Origin of the sequence: Streptomyces sp. NRRL B-1140 (genome assembly GCF_001280065.1) — a bacterium.
Classification (GTDB): domain Bacteria; phylum Actinomycetota; class Actinomycetes; order Streptomycetales; family Streptomycetaceae; genus Streptomyces.
In genome coordinates this window covers 43,659-62,367 of record NZ_LGEA01000069.1, presented here as the reverse complement: position 1 = coordinate 62,367, position 18,709 = coordinate 43,659, and the positions used below count along the sequence as shown (strand labels likewise).

Genomic DNA, 18,709 nt, shown 5'->3' with positions numbered 1-18,709 from the left:
GTGGGAACCGCGGAGCGGGGAGTGGACCCGGGCCCCGGGTGGAGGCCACGGCCGGGGAGACGGATGGCGAGGCCGCCGGCGCCGACGTGGCCGCCTGCCGTCAGTGCCCGACGTTGTTGCCCCACAGGGCCTTGTCGTCCACGTTGTCCTTGGTCACCAGTGGGGCGGGCAGCTGGTCCTCCAGGCCGTTGGGCAGCTTGATGATGGTGGAGTCGTGGTCGGTCTTGCCCGGCTCGAAGGTCCTGCCCTCCGCGGCGGCCTTGGCGTAGTAGAGGGCGTACCTGGCGTAGAGATCGGCGGGCTGGGAGATCGTGGCGTCGATCTGCCCCTTGCGGATGGCGTCGAACTCCTGCGGGATGCCGTCGTTGGAGACGATGCTGATGTGGCCCTTCTGCCCGGCGGGCTTCAGCAGGCCCTTCTGCTCCAGCAGCGCGAGCGTGGGCTGCAGGAAGACGCCGCCGGCCTGCATGTAGATGCCGTTCAGGTCCGGGTGCTGGGCGAGCAGCGACTGCAGCTTGGCGGAGGCCACGTCGCCCTTCCAGCCGGTGGGCAGCTCGAAGACCTTGATCTTGGGGAACTTGGTCTTCATGCACTGCGCGAACGCCTCGGAGCGGTCGCGTCCGTTGATGGAGTCCAGGGATCCCTGGAACTCGGCGACCTTGCCCTTGCCGCCGAGCTGCTTGCCGAGGAAATCGCAGGCCTTGGTGCCGTACGCCCGGTTGTCGGCGCGTACCACCATGTAGACGTCGCCCTTGTCGGGCCGGGTGTCGACGCTGATCACGGGGATCTTCTTGGACGCGAGCGATTCGAGGGTCGAGGCGATGGCACCGGTGTCCTGGGGTGCCATGACGACGGCCTTGGCGCCGGTGTTCTCGAAGACCTGGACGTTGGCGACGAGCTTGGTGACGTCGTTCTGGGAGTTGCTGATCGGCAGGGCCTTGATGCCGTCGGTCTTGATGTCCTTCTTGACGTACTGGGCGTAGGAGTTCCAGAAGTCCGAGTCCGAGCGCGGCAGGTCGATGCCGATGGAGGGCTTGTCGCCGCCGCCCGAGGCGGCTGTGGAGGCGCTCTCGCGGTTGCATGCGGTGGCGAGGGCGAGGACGGCGAGGACAGCGGTGGCGGCCGCGGTGGTGGAGCGAGTGCGAGTGAGCGTCATGGCCGTGTTGTCTCCTTTGGCGGGGCGATGGACCGCGGGGCGTCGGTGGGGAGGTGCGTACCGGCCTGCCGGATGCCGGGAAGTACGCAGCCGGGCGAAGGGCGGCCCGGCACGGGGCAGTGCGGCCCGCGCCCGAGCGCCTGCCGGCCGGTGCGGCCGACGGGAAGGGGCAGCTGGAAAGCAGAGGGTTGTGATTCCTCCGATGTATCTCGGACGTCGAGGACGTTACGACGGTGTTGTCGGCGTTGACAAGACTCCGTACCCGCATTTGCGCCCCAAGAGGGCCAGGCTCCTCACTCGCGCGTGGGTAAATACATCCGAGGTGTTCGTTGCCAGTGCGTTCTCTTGCGCTTACAGTCGCGTGTAGTCATACATCCGATGACTGGGAGAGCGCGGACACCGGCCGTCGCCTCCCTCCGTGAACCGCCGCAGCAAGGGAAGACCACGAGTGAAACTGCTGAGAGTCGGCGCCACCGGCGAAGAGCGCCCAGCTGTCCGCACCGACGAGGGCCGGCTGCTGGACCTGTCCTCCGTGACCGCCGACATCGACGGCGCGTTCCTCGCCTCGGACGGAATCGACCGCGCCCGCGCCGCGATCGCGGCCGGGACCCTCCCCGCGCTGGACGCCGAGGGGCTGCGGATCGGCCCGCCCCTCGCACGCCCCGGCAAGATCGTCTGCATCGGCCTGAACTACCGCGACCACGCCGCCGAGACCGGTGCCGCGATCCCCGGGCGGCCGGTGGTGTTCATGAAGGACCCGGGTACCGTCGTCGGACCCTACGACCAGGTGCTCGTCCCGCGCGGCTCGGTGAAGACCGACTGGGAAGTCGAACTCGCGGTCGTCATCGGCCGCCGGGCCCGCTACCTGGACGGCCCGCCAGCCGCCCGGGCCGTCATCGCCGGGTACGCGATCAGCCATGACGTCTCGGAGCGGGAGTTCCAGCTGGAGTACTCCTCGCAGTGGGACCTCGGCAAGTCCTGCGAGACCTTCAATCCGCTCGGGCCGTGGCTGGTCACCGCGGACGAGGTCGGCGACCCGCAGAACCTCGGGCTGCACCTCAGCGTCAACGGCGTGAAGCGGCAGGACGGACACACCCGGGACATGATCTTCCCGGTCGACCACATCGTCGCGTACCTGAGTCAGTACATGGTCCTGGAACCGGGGGACGTGATCAACACGGGTACGCCGGCGGGCGTGGCCCTCGGTCTGCCCGGCACTCCCTACCTCCGCCCGGGCGACACCGTCGAACTCTCCGTCGACGGCCTCGGCAGCCAGGCCCAGACCTTCCGCCAAGCGTGAAAGGGTCGCCCGTGACCGCCACCCCAGTCCGGATCACCACGCTCGACACGTACGACATCCGCTTCCCCACCTCGCGGGAACTGGACGGCTCCGACGCGATGAACCCGGATCCCGACTACTCCGCCGCCTACGTGGTGCTGCGTACCGACGCCGCGGACGGTCCGGAAGGCCACGGTTTCACCTTCACCATCGGACGCGGCAACGACGTGCAGGTCGCCGCGATCGACGCCCTGAAGCACCATGTCGTGGGACGTTCCGTCGCGGAGCTCTGCGACGACCCGGGCTCACTCAGCCGCGACCTGATCGGCGACAGCCAGCTGCGCTGGCTCGGCCCCGAGAAGGGCGTGATGCACATGGCCATCGGCGCCGTGGTCAACGCCGTGTGGGACCTGGCCGCCAAGCGCGCCGGGCAGCCGCTGTGGCGCCTGCTCGCCCACGCCGAACCCGAATGGCTCGTCTCCCAGGTCGACTTCCGGTACCTCACCGACGTCCTCACCCCCGAGGAGGCCCTCGCCCTCCTGCGCAAGGGCCGCACCGGCCTCGCCGATCGCGAGGTGACGCTGCTGGAGCGCGGCTACCCGGGCTACACCACGTCCCCGGGCTGGCTCGGATACTCGGACGACAAGCTCACCCGGCTGGCGGAGCAGGCGGTCGACGACGGGTTCACCCAGATCAAGCTCAAGGTCGGGGCCGACCTCGGTGACGACATCCGGCGCCTGCGCACCGCCCGTACGGCCGTCGGCGACGGCATCCGCATCGCCATCGACGCCAACCAGCGGTGGGGCGTGGACGAGGCGATCGAATGGATCAACGCGCTCGCCGAGTTCAGGCCCTACTGGATCGAGGAACCCACCAGCCCCGACGACATCCTCGGACACGCCGCCGTGCGCCGGGCCGTCGGCCCCGTCAAGGTCGCCACCGGCGAACACGTGCAGAACCGCGTCGTCTTCAAACAGCTCCTCCAGGCCGGTGCCATCGACGTGCTGCAGATCGACGCGGCCCGGGTCGGCGGGGTGAACGAGAACCTGGCGATCCTGCTGCTCGCCGCCAAGTTCGGTGTGCCGGTGTGTCCGCACGCGGGCGGCGTGGGACTGTGCGAACTGGTACAGCACCTTTCCATGTTCGACTACCTGGCCCTGTCCGGCACCACAGAGGACCGGGCCATCGAGTACGTCGACCACCTCCACCAGCACTTCGACGCGCCCGTGGTGATGCGGGACGGGCACTACACCGCCCCCCTCGGCCCGGGCTTCTCCGCCACCATGAGCGAGCAGTCCATCGCCGCCTACCACTTCCCGGACGGAACTTTCTGGGTCGCCGACCGCGCCCGGCAGGAGAGTGACACATGAGCGAACTGTCAGGACTCGGGGCCCTCGTCACCGGCGGCGCGTCGGGCATCGGGCTCGCCACCGCACGCGCGCTGGCCGAGCGGGGCGCGAGGGTGGCCGTGCTCGACCTCGAACCGTCCGGGGTGCCCGGACCGCTGTACCCCGTCAAGGCCGACGTCCGGGACGACGCGTCGGTGCGCCTCGCCGTGGAGGAAGCGGCCACACATCTCGGCGGTCTCGACATCCTCGTCAACAACGCCGGCATCGGGGCCATCGGCACCATCGAGGACAACCCCGACGAGGACTGGCACCGCGTGATGGACGTCAACGTCCTCGGCATCGTGCGCACCACCCGCGCGGCCCTGCCGCATCTGCGGGCCTCGGCGCACGCGGCGATCGTCAACACCTGCTCGATCGGCGCCACCGCGGGCCTGCCGCAGCGCGCGCTCTACTGCGCCAGCAAGGGCGCGGTCCTGTCGCTGACCCTCGCCATGGCCGCCGACCACGTCCGCGAAGGCATCCGCGTCAACTGCGTCAACCCCGGGACCGCCGACACTCCCTGGGTGGCGCGGCTCCTGGACGCCGCCGACGATCCCCAGGCCGAACGCGCCGCGCTGAACGCCCGTCAGCCGATGGGACGCCTGGTCACACCGGAGGAGGTCGCCGCGGCCATCGTCTACCTGGCGTCACCGGCCGCCGCTTCCGTGACCGGGACGGCCCTCGCCGTCGACGGCGGCATGCAGGGGCTCAGGCTCCGCCCGGCGGCCGGCTCATGAGGACGGCGGCACTGGGCAGCACCGGTGTCCGGGTCACCGAGCTGTCGTTCGGAGCCGCAGGCATCGGCAACCTCTACCGACCGATCACCGACGAGGCGGCCTTCGCCGCAGTGGACGCCGCCTGGGACGCGGGCATCCGCACCTTCGACACCGCGCCCCACTACGGACTGGGCCTGTCCGAACGCCGCCTCGGCGCGGCACTGCGCGACCGCCCCCGGGATGCGTACACCGTGTCCACCAAGGTCGGGCGGCTGCTGGAGCCCAACCCACAGGGCGGCAGGGCCGACGACCTGGCGCACGGCTTCGCCGTGTCCGACACCCACCGGCGCGTCTGGGACTTCAGCGCCCAGGGGGTGCTGCGCTCCCTGGAGGCGAGCCTGGAGCGCCTCGGCCTCGACCGTGTCGACGTGGCCCTGCTGCACGACCCCGACGACCACGCCGACCAGGCGTTGCGCGAGGCGTACCCGGCGTTGGAGCGGCTGCGCGGCGAAGGTGTGATCGGGGCGATCGGCGCCGGGATGAACCAGTGCGCGCTGCCCGCCCGTTTCCTGCGGGAGACCGACATCGACGTCGTCCTGCTCGCCGGCCGTTACACCCTGCTCGAACAGGAGGGCCTCGCCGAGGTGCTGCCGGAGGCCTCCGTTCGCGGCAGGAGCGTCATCATCGGCGGGGTGTTCAACTCGGGGCTGCTGACCGCCCCGCAACCCGGCGCGATGTACGACTACGCGCCCGCCCCGCAACCGGTGCTCGACCGCGCGCTGCGGCTGAAGACTGTCGCCGAACGTCACGGCGTGCCACTGCGCAGCGCCGCCCTGCACTTCCCCCACGGCCACCCCGCGGTCGCGAGCGTCCTGACCGGTGCCCGCTCCGCCGAGGAGGTGCGCGACACCGTGGCCCAGCTGCGGCACCCGGTCCCGGCCGCCCTCTGGGACGAGCTGCGCGCCGAGGGACTGCTGGCCCCGGACACACCGACCCCCGCCGGCGTGCCGTCGGAGAAGTCACCCTGAGGGCCGCCCCGCACGCCGGAACCTGTGCCGTCCCCCGGCCCCTGCCTCGACGCCGTGGCCATAATCGTCATCACCTCCCTGTCAGCCCCACCCTCGGATTCCGCACATGCTGAAGCTCTGGTACCGCCGCCCCGCCGACGGCTTCCCGCAGTCGCTGCCCCTGGGCAACGGCTCCCTCGGCGCCATGGTGCCCGGCCGCCCCGCCCACGAGCGCGTCGACCTCAACGTAGACACGCTGTGGTCGGGCGGCCCGGCGGACCACAACGATCACGACGCCGCGCAGCACCTCGGTCCACTGCGCCGCGCAGTGCTCCACGACCGGGACCACCTGCGCGCCGAGGAACTCGCCGAGCGCATGCAGGGCCCCGACACCCAGGCGTACCAGCCCCTGGGCGCCCTGCTCCTCGACCTCGGGCATGATGACGAAGTCGCCGGCTACCGACGGGAACTGGACCTCGCGGAGGCGCTCTGCTCGGTGACCTACAGCGCCGACGGCGTGCGCCACACCCGCGAGCTGTTCGTCTCCGCCGTCGCCGGCGTCCTCGTCGTCCGGCTGACGTGTGACACACCCGGCGCGCTGTCCTTCACCGCCCGCCTGGAATCCGCACACCCCGGCGCGGAACCGGGCGCCATGGTCTCAGGGCGGGCCCCCGCCGACGTCGCGTTCCAGGCGACCGGCCCCGATGCCGTCCGTTACGCCGTCGACGCGGGAACCGGGTTCGCGGCGGCCCTGCGCATCGTCCCCGACGACGGCACCGTCATTCCCGAACCGGAGACCGGTGGCCTGCGACTGACCGGGGCGACCGGCGCCACCGTCCTGGTCGCCGCCGCCACCGGCTTCCGGGGGTGGGACACCGAGCCCGCCGGTCCGCAAGCCGGCCCCGAGGCCGAGGTGGCAAGGCTCCTCGACTCCGCCGCCGAGGTTCCGTACGACCGTCTGCGGGCCGAGCACATCGCGGACCACCGCACGCTGCACGACCGGACCGTCCTCAGCCTCGGCCACGACCGGGCGCTCGACGCCCTGCCCACCGACGAACGCCTCGCCGCCGTCCGCTCGGGCGCGGACGACCCTGGCCTGACCGCCCTGTTCTTCGCCTACGGCCGCTACCTCCTCATCGCCTCCTCCCGCCCCGGCACCCAGCCGACGAACCTCCAGGGCATCTGGAACACCGAGGTCCAGCCGCCCTGGCAGTCCGACTGGACCACCAACATCAACCTCCAGATGAACTACTGGCACGCCGAGACCACCGGTCTGCCCGAATGCCACGAGCCGCTGTTCGACCTGATCACCGACCTCGCCACGGCCGGGCGGCGCACGGCCCGGGCCTACTACCGCTGCGGCGGCTGGACCGCGCACCACAACGTCGACGTCTGGCGCAGCACCAACCCGGTGCAGGGCGGCCCCCAGTGGGCCAACTGGCCGATGGCCGGCGCCTGGCTGTGCGCCCACCTGTGGGAGCACTACCGCTTCACCGGCGATCGCGCCTTCCTCGCCGAGCGGGCCTGGCCGGTGATGCGCGAGGCCGCCGTCTTCCTGCTCGACTTCCTCGTCGAGGACGCCGACGGCCACCTCGTCACCTGCCCCTCCACCTCCCCCGAGCACCGCTTCCAGGTGGAGACACCGGGTGGGCCGGCCCTCGTCGCGACCACCGCCGCCGTCACCATGGACCTGTGGCTCATCGACGAGCTCTTCGGCAACTGCCTCGATGCCATCGACGACTTGGGACTCACCGATTCGCTCTCGGACAGCCTGGACAGCGCCCGGCGACGGCTGCCCCCGCTGCCGTACCGTCCCGGACAGCCCCTCGCCGAGTGGCGTCACGACGCCGTGCCCGAGGATCCGGGCCACCGCCACCTGTCCCACCTCTACGGGCTGTATCCCGGCGACCGGGTCGACGCGGAGCGCACTCCGGAGCTCTTCGCCGCCGCCCGGGCCGCCCTCGACCTCAGGCTGGCGCACGGGGGAGGAGGCACCGGCTGGAGCCTGGCCTGGGTAGTCGCACTCGCCGCGCGGCTGGGCGACAGTGCCCTGGCACACGAGAGCCTGCGCAGGCTGCTGGCCGACTCCACCTCCGACAACCTCTTCGACCTGCACCCGCCCGAACTCTTCCAGATCGACGGCAACTTCGGAGCCACGGCAGCCGTCGCCGAGATGCTGCTGCAGAGCCACACCGGCGAACTGCGGCTGCTGCCCGCGCTGCCGGACGCCTGGCCCAGCGGCACCGTCCGCGGCCTGCGCGCCCGCGGCGGCGTCACCGTCGACCTCGACTGGCGGCACGGCCGGCTCTCGCACGCCCGCCTGCACCTCCCGCGCCCCGGCCGGTACCGCGTCCGGCTCCCCGCGTCCGACCCGCTCCCGGCCGTCACCGACGACCTCTCCGACAGCATCGAGACGCGGTGGACCGCACTGGAGGGAGGCTTCGTCCTCGCCGAGTTCACGGCGAAGCGCGCCACCGTGCACCACGTGCGTTGCTGAGGCGGCGGGCAGGTGAACGGTCGGCCCGGCGGTCAGGCCGGTGTGATGCCGGGCGTGGGCCAGGCGCCCGTCACTCATCCGGGGCGAGGCGAGGCACGGTCAGGCGACGGTTCCCGTCACCGAGCCTCCGTTCTTCGTCACCCGGTACGTCACGGTCGAGCCGCTCCAGAAGTGGAAGGTCAGCGTCACCTGCTCACCGTCACGCAGGGCGTTGAGGTAGGCGGGGGTCAGGTCGATCGCGTTGCCGGAGTAGAGGGGTGAGAAGGCGCCGTTGAACTCCTGGTAGGGGGTCCAGGAGGTGTTGCCGGCGACGCTGCCGTCGGCGTACTTGGACTCCATGGTCGCCAGCTCGTCGCCGCGGAAGCGGGTGGGGATGCCGAGCCCGTCGGAGGTGTTGCCGCTCGCGCCCGAGAGCACCGGCTTGTCGTACGTGGTCACGTAGATGTTCCAGGGGACGCCCGCGGAGAAACGGGCCTGGATCGTCGCGTTGATCCCGTAGGCGCGGTTGCCCGCCAGTCTGGTGAGAGCGGAGGCCGTGAGGGTGAGCTGGTTTCCGGAGACGGTGTAGTCCCGGCCCCGGACGAGTGGTGTGTTGCCCTGCCAGAGGCCCCGGAAGGTGGTGCCGTTCGGGTTCAGCGTGAGCGATGTGGCCGTGATGGCGCTCGACTTCGCCAGGTAGAGCCGGTCCGAGGAGGCGGTTCCCGAGCGGGTGGTCCAGCTGGACTTGATCGCGGCGAACAGCTCGGGGTCGGACCACCGCAGGGTGGTGCGGTTCAGGTAGTTCCAGCTTCCGGCGTCCCACAGGGCCGTGGTCACACCGGCGGTGCGGGCGTCGTAGCCGAGCTGCTCGTAGAACTTCAGCGCCTCGCCCCGCTCGATGCGGGAGGGGTGGTTGGAGTCGGGGAACTGCAGCAGGCCGTACTCGCCGAGGTAGACGGGGATGCCCTTGGACGTGAAGGTGGCACGGATCCTGGAGAAGTTGTCCCTCATGTCCTGCTGCGAGGTGGCGTCGAAGGTGGTGCCGCCCGCGACGTTCACGCTGAACGGGTAGTAGCCGTAGTAGTGCACGGTGGCCACGAGATTCTTGTCGTCCAGCGCCTTCATCTCGCCCGCCAGGGCGTCCAGGAAGGCCTGGCCGGAATTGGTGTGCAGGGTGGGCAGGACGAGCAGCCGGGTCGCGTTGTTGCCGCCGGACCGGCGTACCACGGTGTGGAACGCGGTGTTCAGCTCCCTGTTGTACCGGATGCCCTGGGCGTCGGTGGTGTTGTCGAACTGCGGCTCGTTGTTGCTCTCGAACAGCAGCCTCTGCGGGGAGTTCCTGAACTTGGCGGCGATCTGGGTCCAGCTGGCCTTGAAGCGGGCCAGGACGCCGTCGTGGTCGGTGGGCATGTCGGCGATCCACTGCCACGAGTCGTGATGCACGTTGATGACGACGTACAGACCGTCGGCCAGGGCCATGTCGACGACTTCCTTGACGCGGTTCATCCACGTCGCGTCGATCGTGTAGGGGGCCGTGGAGGACTGGTGGTCGGTCCAGGTGACGGGAATGCGGACGCTGCGGAAGCCCTGGGCCTTGATGGTGTCGAACACGGCCTTGGTGGCCTTCGGGTTGCCCCAGGACGTCTCGTCGGGAATGGCGTCCAGCGTGTTGCCCAGGTTCCAGCTGGGCTGCATCGCGGCCACCGTGTCCATCGGGGTGGCGGCGAGTTTCGGGAGCCGTGTCGGGAGCGAGCCCCGATGGCCGGGAGCGGCGAAGGCCGTGGTGCTGGTCAGCCCGATCATGGTGACCAGCGCCAGCAGGAGGCCGAGCACGCGGCCCGGGCCGCGACGACGGCGGCCGGTCAGGTGGTGCGATCTCTTCATGTCTGACCCTTCTCTGTCAGCCGGGCGGAACCCGCCCGTGGGGGGATGGTGCCTTCAGGCAGGTCGAGGAAGAGCGGCTCGCGCGGTGCGCCCCGGCGCCGGATCAGGAGCCGAGGGGCTCGTAGTCGAACCAGTCGAAGTGGACCGTGCCGGCCCCGGCGTACAGGCCGATGACGCGGCCGGTGAAGCCGCCGGCCACCTCGGTCGACAGGTAGCGGCCGTCGAGGGTGCCGAGTTCGGTGAACGTGCCGTCCGGCTCCTCGACGCCGAACGTGAGGGTGTCCGGCCCGGTGCGGGCGTCCCGTGCACGGGTGGGGGAGACGTGGAGCCCGAGGACCACGGGCCCGGCGGGCACGGACCGTGACGCCACGACGGTGCGCAGGGGCCCCACCCGGGCGAGCATCCGCACCTCTCCCGCGGACGCCTCGATCTCGTAGTGGTGCTCCTCGTCCAGGCGGACCGCGAGGCCGCCGCGGCCCTCCGCCGGGTCGACGCGGGTCCGCGCGTGGCACGTCAGGTGCTGCTGACGGCGACCCACGAACACGACGTCCCGTTCGTCGAGCGAGGCGCCGCGGGCGCGCAGGGTCAGCCAGCCGGCGCGTTCCTTGGTGGTGCAGTGCTCCACGAGACGGTCCCGCACGGAGATCCACTGCGGCCGCAGCTCAGTGAGGTCGAAGTCGTCACGGACGGGCTCGGTGGGCACGGGGACGAGCGGCCAGGCCGGTGCGGGCAGTTCGGACGGCACCTCGCCGACGACCGGCCATGCCTCCACCCACTCCACCGGCACCAGGAACGTCTCACGGCCCAGCACGTGCCAGCCCGGCGTGCCGCCCCGCGGCCGCACGGCGAGCAGCACCATCCACCACGAGCCGTCGGGTGCCTGGACCAGATCCGCGTGTCCGGTGTTCTGGACCGGGCGGTTGGTGCCGCGGTGGGTCAGGACCGGGTTGTGGGGGCACGGCTCGAACGGGCCGGAGGGAGACGTGCCGCGGGCGATCGAGACACCGTGGCCGCGCTCGGTGCCGCCCTCGGCGATGAGCAGGTACCAGTACGCGCCGATGCGGTACAGGTGCGGTGCCTCCGGGGCCATCGCGTCGACGCCGCCGGACCAGAGCGGTCGCGGCTCGCCGAGCGTCTCCCCGGTGGACGGGTCGATGCGCACCTGAGAGACCCCGGCGATCGTGCACCAGCAGGTGCCGTCCTCGTCCCAGGCGAGGTCCGGGTCGATGCCCTTGACGCCCGGCAGCCGCACCGGTTCGGACCAGGGCCCGGCGGGGTCGGTGGCGGTGAACAGAAGGTTCCCCTCGCCCTTGGCCACATTGGTGACGATCAGCCAGAAACGGCCGTCGTGGTGGCGCAGAGTGGGGGCGTAGATGCCGCCGGACGACGACATCTCCGTGGGCAGACGCAGCTGGCTGGGCCGGTCCAGGGCGTTGCCGATCTGCGTCCAGTGCACCAGGTCGCGACTGTGGAAGACGGGGATGCCGGGGAAGTACTCGAAGCTGGAGCACACCACGTAGTAGTCGTCACCCACCCGGCAGACACTGGGGTCGGGATGGAAGCCGGGGATCACGGGGTTGGTCACGGCGGTCTCGGGGAGCTGATGTTCTGGCACTTGGTCACATCCTTCTGGTCAGCGGTCGGTCGACGTGGTGCCGAGACGGATCAGCACCGCGGACGGAGCCGTGGGCAGCGTCAGCATGAGGTCGGATGTGCCGGGATCCCAGTGGGCGGCGGCCTGGCTCGCGGCCGGGTAGAGCACCTCGATGCGCGCCGCGGAGCCGTGCAGGTGCGGTAGGGGAAGACGCGTGGTGGCCTCGGCGCCGGAGCGGCGCCACACCGTGAGGTACGTGGTGTCGGAGGTGCGCAGGGCCAGGGCGAGCCACGGATCCTCCCAGGCCGGCAGGCCGAGCGGCCAGAGGGGGACGGCCCGGGCCAGGTCGCTGCGGATGGCCTTGTACACGGCGACGGCCTCGTGCACCAGGGCAAGGGCCTCGGGCCGCAGGTCCGGCAGCGGACCCGACAGGTGGATGCGCCCGAGGAGGGCGTTGGCCAGGGTGAAGGCCACCTCGTCCAAGGAGTCCTGCGGCAGCGGGTAGGCCCAGACGGCGCCCTGCTCGGGGGTGACCGCTGTGGGGGCGGAGGCGGCGATGGGCGCGTACAGCCGGAGGTTCTGCTGATCACTGGTGGACTGCAGCTGCAGCCGGGACAGCAGGGCGTAGTCCCAGCGCATACCGCCGGACGAGCAGTTCTCCACCACGAGCTGCGGAAAGCGGTCCAGGATGCCGTCGAGCCAGTCGAGGTGGGCCCGGTTGTGACCGAGCAGACCGGCGCCCGGTGTTTCCCCGGGGTGGGCACTGGTACCGGAGCCCGGGTCGATGTTGTGGTCGAGTTTGAGGTAGCCGACGCCCCACTCGCCGACCAGTCGGTCCACGACCTGGTCCAGGTGGGCGCGGGCGGCGGGGTGGCGCAGGTCGAGGTGGTGGCGGCCGGTCTCCGTGACGCGGACACCGTCACGGCGGAAGAACGCCTCGTCCGGGAGGGACTTCGCCATGGGGCTGCGGACGCCGATCACCTCGGGCTCCAGCCACAGACCGGGCACCATGCCGCGCTCCCGGATGCGGTCCAGCACCTCGTGGATCCCGCGCTCGCCGGGAAAGCGCGAGGCGGCGGGCTCCCAGGCGCCCACGCTGTCCCACCAGCCGCCGTCGTCGCCGTCGTACCAGCCGGCGTCGATGACGAAGTACTCCGCCCCCGCGTCGGCGGCCGCGTCGATCAGCGGCAGCAGCTTCTCCGTCGTCGGGTCGCCCATCAGGCAGTTCATGTAGTCGTTGAAGATGACGGGGAGCCGCTCGTGGTCCGGATGCGGGCGGCGGATGAGGCGCCGGTAGCGGGTGAGTGCGGCGAACGCCTCGTCCGGGCCGCCGTCGTCGCCGAAGGCGAGGGCGACCGGTACGGTGGCGAACTGCGCACCGGGCTCCAGCGGCTGCCGCCAGCCGTGGTGGGTGTCGTTCGGGCCGTACAGGGCCACGTAGACCAGCGTGTCGCGTTCGCCGCACTCCCAGTGCCAGCCGCCGCCGTTGTGCTCGATCTGCCACAGCCAGGTACGGCCCGTGCCACGACCGGTTAGGCCCCCCATGGGGAGCCGGCCGCAGCTGGACCACACGCCCCGGCCGGTCCGGGTGAACTCGCCCTTGCCGTTGTCGTAGACGACGCGGTCGCCGAGGAAGGGAGAGGTCACCCGCATCGGCTGCCGCTGCCACCGGCATTCGGCGACCCAGTCGTTCTCGGCCCACAGCAGGTCCGCCGCCTCGACCGCATCCGGCCCGTCGGCTAGCGCGCCCACGACGAGGGAGGAGACCGACTCCAGGTGGAGGGTGGCTTCCCCCTCGTTGCGCAGGGCCACTTCGGCACGCAGCACAGGCACGCCGCCCGGGGAGCGGTAGGTGACTTCCGCGGCGAGACCGCTCTCGGGGTCGTGAAGTCCGACCGTGAGCAGATGCCACTCGCCGTCACGCGTCACTCGGTGCTCGCGGTACCGCAGACGCGTGCCGAGGGAGGTGTCGATGAGGCGCCCGCCCGACCAGGCGCGGCCGTGACCCGCGGCCGTCACCTCCACCAGGGGCAGCGGAGGCCGGCTACGCGGCTCGGGAGGCGTGCCACCGGGGCGGCCGATCCGGGTGAGGCGGGCGATGCCGTCCTCGGCGACGCCGATCTCGACCTCCAGGGCCCGGTGGCCCCATCGGAGGATCTGCGGTGCGCTGGTCATGGGTGCCCTTCCGATCGGTCGGCGGGGTTCAGGCGATACGGAGCACGACGCAGCCGCCGGGCGGCAGTTCGGACACCGGGCCGCCCGTGAGCAGGTCGTGGGCGGGCTCGGGCAGCGGCACGGGTTCGGTGCGATGGCTGATCAGGAAGCGCCAGCGGCGGCCGTCCGGGGCGTGCCGGGTCACGGCCTCGACCCGGCGAGGCAGACCCTGCACCTCGGGTCCCACGCCCGCCTCGCCGAGGAGCCGGGCGACCAGGGCCGCGTATGCGGTGTCGTCGAGGAGGGTGGAGAGGTACCAGCCCTGACCGGTGCCGAAGCGGTGACGGGTGAGCGCCGGGCGGTCGGCGAGCATGCCGTGGGTGTACGCGGCGAGCGTCTGCGCACCGTCGGCGCGCACGGACTCGCTCCACACGGTGCCGTGCGACCCGTCCGACAGGGTGAGCCGCTCGTCCCGCCGCAGCGGCCGGTACTCCTCGACGCGGATGCCCAGTGCCTCGCGCAGGGGAGGCGCCGGATACCCGCCCAGACGGGCGTGCAGGCGGTCGTCGACGTATCCGCTCGCGTGCTGCACCAGAAGCGTTCCGCCGCCCGCGACGTAGCGGCGCAGGTTCTCGGCTGCCTCGTCGGAGAGGAGGAAGAGGGCCGGTGCGACGACGAGCGGGTACCGGCCCAGATCGTGTCCGGGGTGGGCGAAGTCGACCGTGACACCGGCGTCCCACAGAGCGCGGTGGGCCCGGCCGAGTGCCGCGTGGTAGTCGAGGCCCGCAGACGGCAGGCCGTCCACGCCGAGTGCCCACCATGCGTCCGCGTCGTGCAGGACCGCCACCGAGCCGGTGACGGTCGACCCGGCCAGCTCGCCGAGCCGGGCGACCGCCTCGCCGGTCTGCGTGACCTCGCGGAAGATCCGGCTGTCCGATCCCGCGTGCGGCACCATCCCCGAGTGCCATGTCTCGGCACCGGCCCGGGACTGCCGCCACTGGAAGAAGAGGGCGCCCTCCGAACCGCGCGCGATGTGGCCGAGGGTGTGGCGCAGGACGTCCCCGGGCTCCTTGGCGAGGACCCGGTCCCGGTCGTACACCGTGTTGGTGCCCTGTTCCATCAGCAGCCACGGCCGTCCGCCGCCCAGTGAGCGGGCGCGGTCGGCGTGGAAGGCGGCGTCGGCGGCGGCATCCAGACCCGGAGCGCTCGGGTACTGGTCGGAGCTGACCACGTCGAGCTCGCGGGCGAGGGCCCACAGATCCATGTTCTGGTAGGCGGGCAGCATGAGGTTGGTGGTCACCGGGCGGTCGCTGTGCGCGCGGATCGTCTCGCGCTGCTCGCGGTAGGCGGCGATCACCTCGTCGGACCAGAAGCGGTGGAAGTCCAGCTGCTGGCCGGGGTTCTTGTGCCAGTTGGTCGCGCGCGGCGGCAGCACCTGTTCCCAGGAGCCGTAGCGCTGGCTCCAGAATGCCGTCCCCCACGCCTCGTTGAGGGCGTCCAGTGATCCGTGGCGGTCACGCAGCCACACCCGGAAGGCGGCCGCCGTGTGGTCGCAGTAGCACAGCGTGGCGTACTCGTTGTGCACGTGCCACAGTGCGAGGGCGGGGTGGTCGCCGTAGCGTTCCGCGAGGGCCCCGGCGATCCGGCGGGACGCGTTCCGGTACGCGGGAGCCGTCAGGCAGTAGGTGTCCCTGCTGCCGTGGGTGAGGCGGGTGCCGTCGGGCCGGACGGTCAGCGCGTCGGGGTGGGCCAGGGTGAACCAGGGCGGCGGGGAGGCGGTGGGGGTGGCCAGGTCGACGGCCACGCCGTTCGCGTGCAGCCGGTCGACGTGGGTGTCGAGCCAGGCGAAGTCGTAGCGGCCCTCCTCGGGTTCCAGCAGGGCCCAGGAGAAGACACCGACGGTGGCCAGGTTGACCCTGGCCCGGCGCATCAGCTCGTCGTCCTCCTTCCAGACCGGTTCGTCCCACTGCTCGGGGTTGTAATCGCCACCGAAGGCGAGTCCGCCCAGACGGTCGGTGAGGTGTAGCGAGGTCATGACGGGCCCTCCCGATGGATCGACGTGGCAAAGCTGCTGCTCTGGCGCACCGTCAGAAGCGGTGTGAGGAGCAGCCGTTCGTCCGCGGCGACTCGCCCCGGGACGTGGCGTCGGGCCGACGCATCAACTGCCTGACCGCCTCTCCATCATGATCGGGACGTGCACGTCGGTGCGCAGCGGCACCGCCAGGGCGATGACGTGCGAGCGGCGGCCCGCCAGGGCCCGGGCGCCGGCGTCGGGGTGCTCATGAGCGGCCTTCTTTCTCAAAGCGTCGAAGCGCTTCACTTGTCGGCGAACGTTAATGACATGTTTCTCTCGAAACAAGAGGGCGTGATACCAGAGAAAGCATCCCTTTCCGCCTGTGCATTGACAGTTCGTGAGACCGGTGGCATTGTCGAAGCGCTTCAACACTCCAAAACCGGCCTGCTTCAAGGGATGTGCCTCGTGGCTTCTGCGTCCCTGCCCGCCGCCGATCGGCTTCCGCTCCGTGGCCCCGCGCTGCCCGTGGCGAAGCGCGTCGACGACCTGCCGGGGCGGCTCACACTCGACGAGCGGATCGCCCTCCTGCACCAGTACGCCCCGGCCGTCGAGCGACTCGTCCTCGCCTCGTTCCGCACCGGCACGGAGGCACTGCACGGTGTGTCCTGGCTCGGCGAAGCGACCGTTTTCCCGCGGGGCCCTGGGGCTCGGGGCGACTTGGGACGAGGGCCTCGTGCGGGAGGTCGCCCAGGCCGTCTCGGTCGAACTGCGTGCCTTCCACCGCCACCGCAGCCGGCTGTCGGCGCCTGTCGGCGCTCGTGTTTGTCTTCGGGCCACCGGTGTCGTTCCACCGGATGCCCGCGTCCCGGCCCGCGTCCACGGCGGCCGACGCTGCCTGGGCGGGAGTCAGCTGGTCGAGGTTGCCGAACACCGAGGCCCGAACACCCAGGCCCCGAAGCCCGGTTCTGTCACGGCGATCGAGATGTTTCCCATGGTCCGCCGCGCCACGTGTCCTTCGCGGGCCGCAGGCGGACGGAGACGCAAGGTCAACCGTCCGCCCTCGTCATGCGCCTCGTGAGGTCGCCTCCTGCCGAGGCGGCGTGAGGCGGTAGAAGGCGGTCGCGGTGCCGGACAGGACGGACTGGATCTCGTCATCGGTGCAGCCGTCGAGCAGTTCGTCCACGGTGGCGGCCAGCGCTTCCAGCCGCCCGCGAGGTTCGCGACCGGCCAGTCCGAGCCGAACATCAGCCTGTCGGGGCCGAAGGAGTCGAGCAGGACCTCCCGGACGGGCCGGATGTCGGCCGTGGTCCAGCTGTCGTGGTCGGCTTCGGTCATCAGTCCCGACACCTTGCACACCACGTGGGGATGACCGGCCGGCCGGCGCACCTCGCGTTCCCAGCCCGACAGGTCACGCGCGGCGATGGGCGGCTCGCCCGCGTGGTCGAGCACCTGGGGCAGGTCCGGGAACCGTTCGGCCAGCCGGATCGCCTGGTCGAGCTGGTGGCTGCGGACGAGCACGTCGTAGCCGAGCCCGCGGTCCCGGAGTGCCGCCAGGCCACGCTCCACATCGGGCCGCTGCAGCCATCCGGGGTCCGTCTCGCCCCATCGCCGGAGCGGCCGTCGTGGGACCGGTGTTCGGCGCGCTCGACGGTCACTTCTGGGCCCTGAGCGGCATCGGTGCCCTGGTCGTCCTCGCCTCGGCGGCGACCGCGCTCGCCCTGCAGACCCTGCTGGGACTGCTGGGCACCGGCGTGGTCATCCTGCTCTTCGTGGTGCTGGGCAACCCGAGCTCCGGCGGCGTCTACCCGGCACCGCTGCTCCCCGCGTTCTGGAGCGCGATCGGACAGGCACTGCCGCCGGGGGCCGGCACCACGCTGGTCCGCAACACGGTCTACTTCTCGGGCCATGCGGTCACGTCCGCACTCTGGGTGCGCGGGGCCTACGCCATGGGCGGCGCGCTGCTCTCCTGGGCGGCCTCGTGGCGAAACGAACGCCGGCACCCGGACGCCCCCGCCACAGAACCCGAGACGCTGCCGGAGACGTCCCTCGCGGGCTGACGTGCCGCCCGCGGGCACGTACCCGAGGTGGCACACCCGTCCGGTGTTCACCTCGCCCCGTACACCGGCTCCGGAGTCGCCGCCTCCGCAAGGAGTCTCCGTGCGGCCTCCCCGGCTTCGGACGGGGACCAGCGGGCGCCCTTGTCCGCCGTGGGACCGGGGCGCCACCCTTCCATCACCGTGATGCGACCGCCCGACGCCTCGAAGACCCGCCCCGTCACACCGGCGGAAGCCGCGGAGCCGAGCCACACGACGAGTGGGGACACGTTCGCCGGTGCCATGGCGTCGAAACCGGCGTCGGGAGCCGCCATGGTCTCGGCGAACGTCGCCTCCGTCATGCGGGTGCGAGCCGCCGGGGCGATGGCGTTGACCAGGACGCCGTAGCGGCCCATCTCGGCGGCGGCGACCAGGGTCAGCCCGATGATCCCGGCCTTGGCCGCGGAGTAGTTGCCCTGACCGAGGCTGCCCGACAGCCCGGCCCCGCTGCTGGTGTTGACGACCCGGGCCGCGGGGGCACGGCCCGCCTTCGTCTCCGCGCGCCAGTGGGCCGCCGCGTGCTTCAGCGGCAGGAAGTGCCCCTTGAGATGGACGCGCATGACGGCGTCCCAGTCGTCCTCGTCGAGGTTCACCAGCATACGGTCGCGCAGGAACCCGGCGTTGTTGACCAGGGTGTCGAGGCGGCCGTAGGTCTCGACGGCGGTACGGATCAACGAGGCCGCGCCCTCCGCCGTGGCGACGTCCCCGCCGTGGGCGACCGCCTGCCCGCCGCGAGCGACGATCTCGTCGACGACCAGCCGGGCGGGCCCCGCCTCGGTGCCGGTCCCGTCGAGACCGGCACCGAGATCGTTCACGACGACCTTCGCGCCCTCGCCGGCGAGAGCGAGGGCGTGCGCCCGGCCCAGCCCGCGCCCCGCCCCGGTGACGATCGCGACACGTTCGCTGCACAGTCCGGACATGCTCTGATTCCCTTCGCTGAGAAGTCTG

11 protein-coding genes and 4 pseudogenes are annotated in these 18,709 nt (G+C 71.6%); 7 read left to right on the top strand and 8 right to left on the bottom strand.

Annotation, left to right across the window (positions count from 1 at the left end):
• Window positions 1-100: 100 nt before the first annotated feature.
• Window positions 101-1,156, bottom strand: a complete 1,056-nt coding sequence (locus ADK65_RS08775) for a sugar ABC transporter substrate-binding protein (RefSeq protein ID WP_053669384.1) — start codon at window positions 1,154-1,156, stop codon at window positions 101-103.
• 448 nt (window positions 1,157-1,604) lie between these two features.
• Between ADK65_RS08775 and ADK65_RS08770 the strand changes: the two genes are divergently transcribed.
• The 5 genes from ADK65_RS08770 to ADK65_RS08750 all read left to right on the top strand — a co-directional run bounded on the left by ADK65_RS08770 (window position 1,605) and on the right by ADK65_RS08750 (window position 8,043).
• A complete protein-coding gene (locus tag ADK65_RS08770; protein WP_053669383.1) occupies window positions 1,605-2,456 on the top strand; it encodes a fumarylacetoacetate hydrolase family protein in 852 nt (283 codons plus the stop codon).
• Between the two features lie 11 nt (window positions 2,457-2,467).
• Window positions 2,468-3,805, top strand: a complete 1,338-nt coding sequence (locus ADK65_RS08765; protein ID WP_053669382.1) for an L-fuconate dehydratase — start codon at window positions 2,468-2,470, stop codon at window positions 3,803-3,805.
• Entirely contained in the window at window positions 3,802-4,560 is a 759-nt protein-coding gene (locus ADK65_RS08760; protein ID WP_053669381.1) for an SDR family NAD(P)-dependent oxidoreductase, read from the top strand. Before ADK65_RS08765 ends, ADK65_RS08760 begins: the two co-directional genes overlap by 4 nt.
• A complete protein-coding gene (locus ADK65_RS08755) occupies window positions 4,557-5,567 on the top strand; it encodes an aldo/keto reductase (protein WP_053669380.1) in 1,011 nt (336 codons plus the stop codon). The genes ADK65_RS08760 and ADK65_RS08755 overlap by 4 nt, the downstream gene beginning before the upstream one ends.
• 106 nt (window positions 5,568-5,673) lie before the next feature.
• Window positions 5,674-8,043 (top strand): glycosyl hydrolase family 95 catalytic domain-containing protein, encoded by a 2,370-nt coding sequence (locus ADK65_RS08750; RefSeq protein WP_053669379.1) that lies wholly within the window; start codon window positions 5,674-5,676, stop codon window positions 8,041-8,043.
• Window positions 8,044-8,142: 99 nt separating this feature from the next.
• Here ADK65_RS08750 and ADK65_RS08745 read toward each other — a convergent pair whose 3' ends face one another.
• The 5 genes and pseudogenes from ADK65_RS08745 to ADK65_RS37965 all read right to left on the bottom strand — a co-directional run.
• Window positions 8,143-9,906 carry a cellulase family glycosylhydrolase gene (locus ADK65_RS08745; RefSeq protein ID WP_053669378.1) on the bottom strand — a complete coding sequence of 588 codons (1,764 nt, stop codon included), beginning with the start codon at window positions 9,904-9,906 and terminating at the stop codon, window positions 8,143-8,145.
• A 103-nt stretch (window positions 9,907-10,009) separates the two neighbouring features.
• A complete protein-coding gene (locus ADK65_RS08740; RefSeq protein WP_053669377.1) occupies window positions 10,010-11,521 on the bottom strand; it encodes a glycoside hydrolase family 43 protein in 1,512 nt (503 codons plus the stop codon).
• An 18-nt stretch (window positions 11,522-11,539) separates the two neighbouring features.
• Window positions 11,540-13,675, bottom strand: a complete 2,136-nt coding sequence (locus ADK65_RS08735; protein WP_053669376.1) for an alpha-galactosidase — start codon at window positions 13,673-13,675, stop codon at window positions 11,540-11,542.
• Between the two features lie 28 nt (window positions 13,676-13,703).
• Window positions 13,704-15,689, bottom strand: coding sequence for a beta-galactosidase (locus ADK65_RS08730; RefSeq protein WP_053669375.1), 1,986 nt, complete (start codon window positions 15,687-15,689; stop codon window positions 13,704-13,706).
• Between the two features lie 141 nt (window positions 15,690-15,830).
• A pseudogene (locus ADK65_RS37965) lies at window positions 15,831-15,932 on the bottom strand (LacI family transcriptional regulator); the annotation flags it as partial.
• A 192-nt stretch (window positions 15,933-16,124) separates the two neighbouring features.
• On the opposite strand from ADK65_RS37965, the pseudogene ADK65_RS39160 reads away from it, so the two are divergent.
• Window positions 16,125-16,458 (top strand): annotated as a pseudogene (locus ADK65_RS39160) (glycoside hydrolase); the annotation flags it as partial.
• A 273-nt stretch (window positions 16,459-16,731) separates the two neighbouring features.
• Here ADK65_RS39160 and ADK65_RS08720 read toward each other — a convergent pair.
• Window positions 16,732-17,270, bottom strand: a pseudogene (locus ADK65_RS08720) (amidohydrolase family protein); the annotation flags it as partial.
• Window positions 17,271-17,272: 2 nt separating this feature from the next.
• On the opposite strand from ADK65_RS08720, the pseudogene ADK65_RS08715 reads away from it, so the two are divergent.
• Window positions 17,273-17,725 (top strand): annotated as a pseudogene (locus ADK65_RS08715) (DUF3533 domain-containing protein); the annotation flags it as partial.
• Between the two features lie 47 nt (window positions 17,726-17,772).
• Here ADK65_RS08715 and ADK65_RS08710 read toward each other — a convergent pair.
• Complete coding sequence (locus ADK65_RS08710; protein WP_053669371.1) at window positions 17,773-18,681, bottom strand: SDR family oxidoreductase; 909 nt, start codon at window positions 18,679-18,681, stop codon at window positions 17,773-17,775.
• Between the last annotated feature and the right edge of the window lie 28 nt (window positions 18,682-18,709).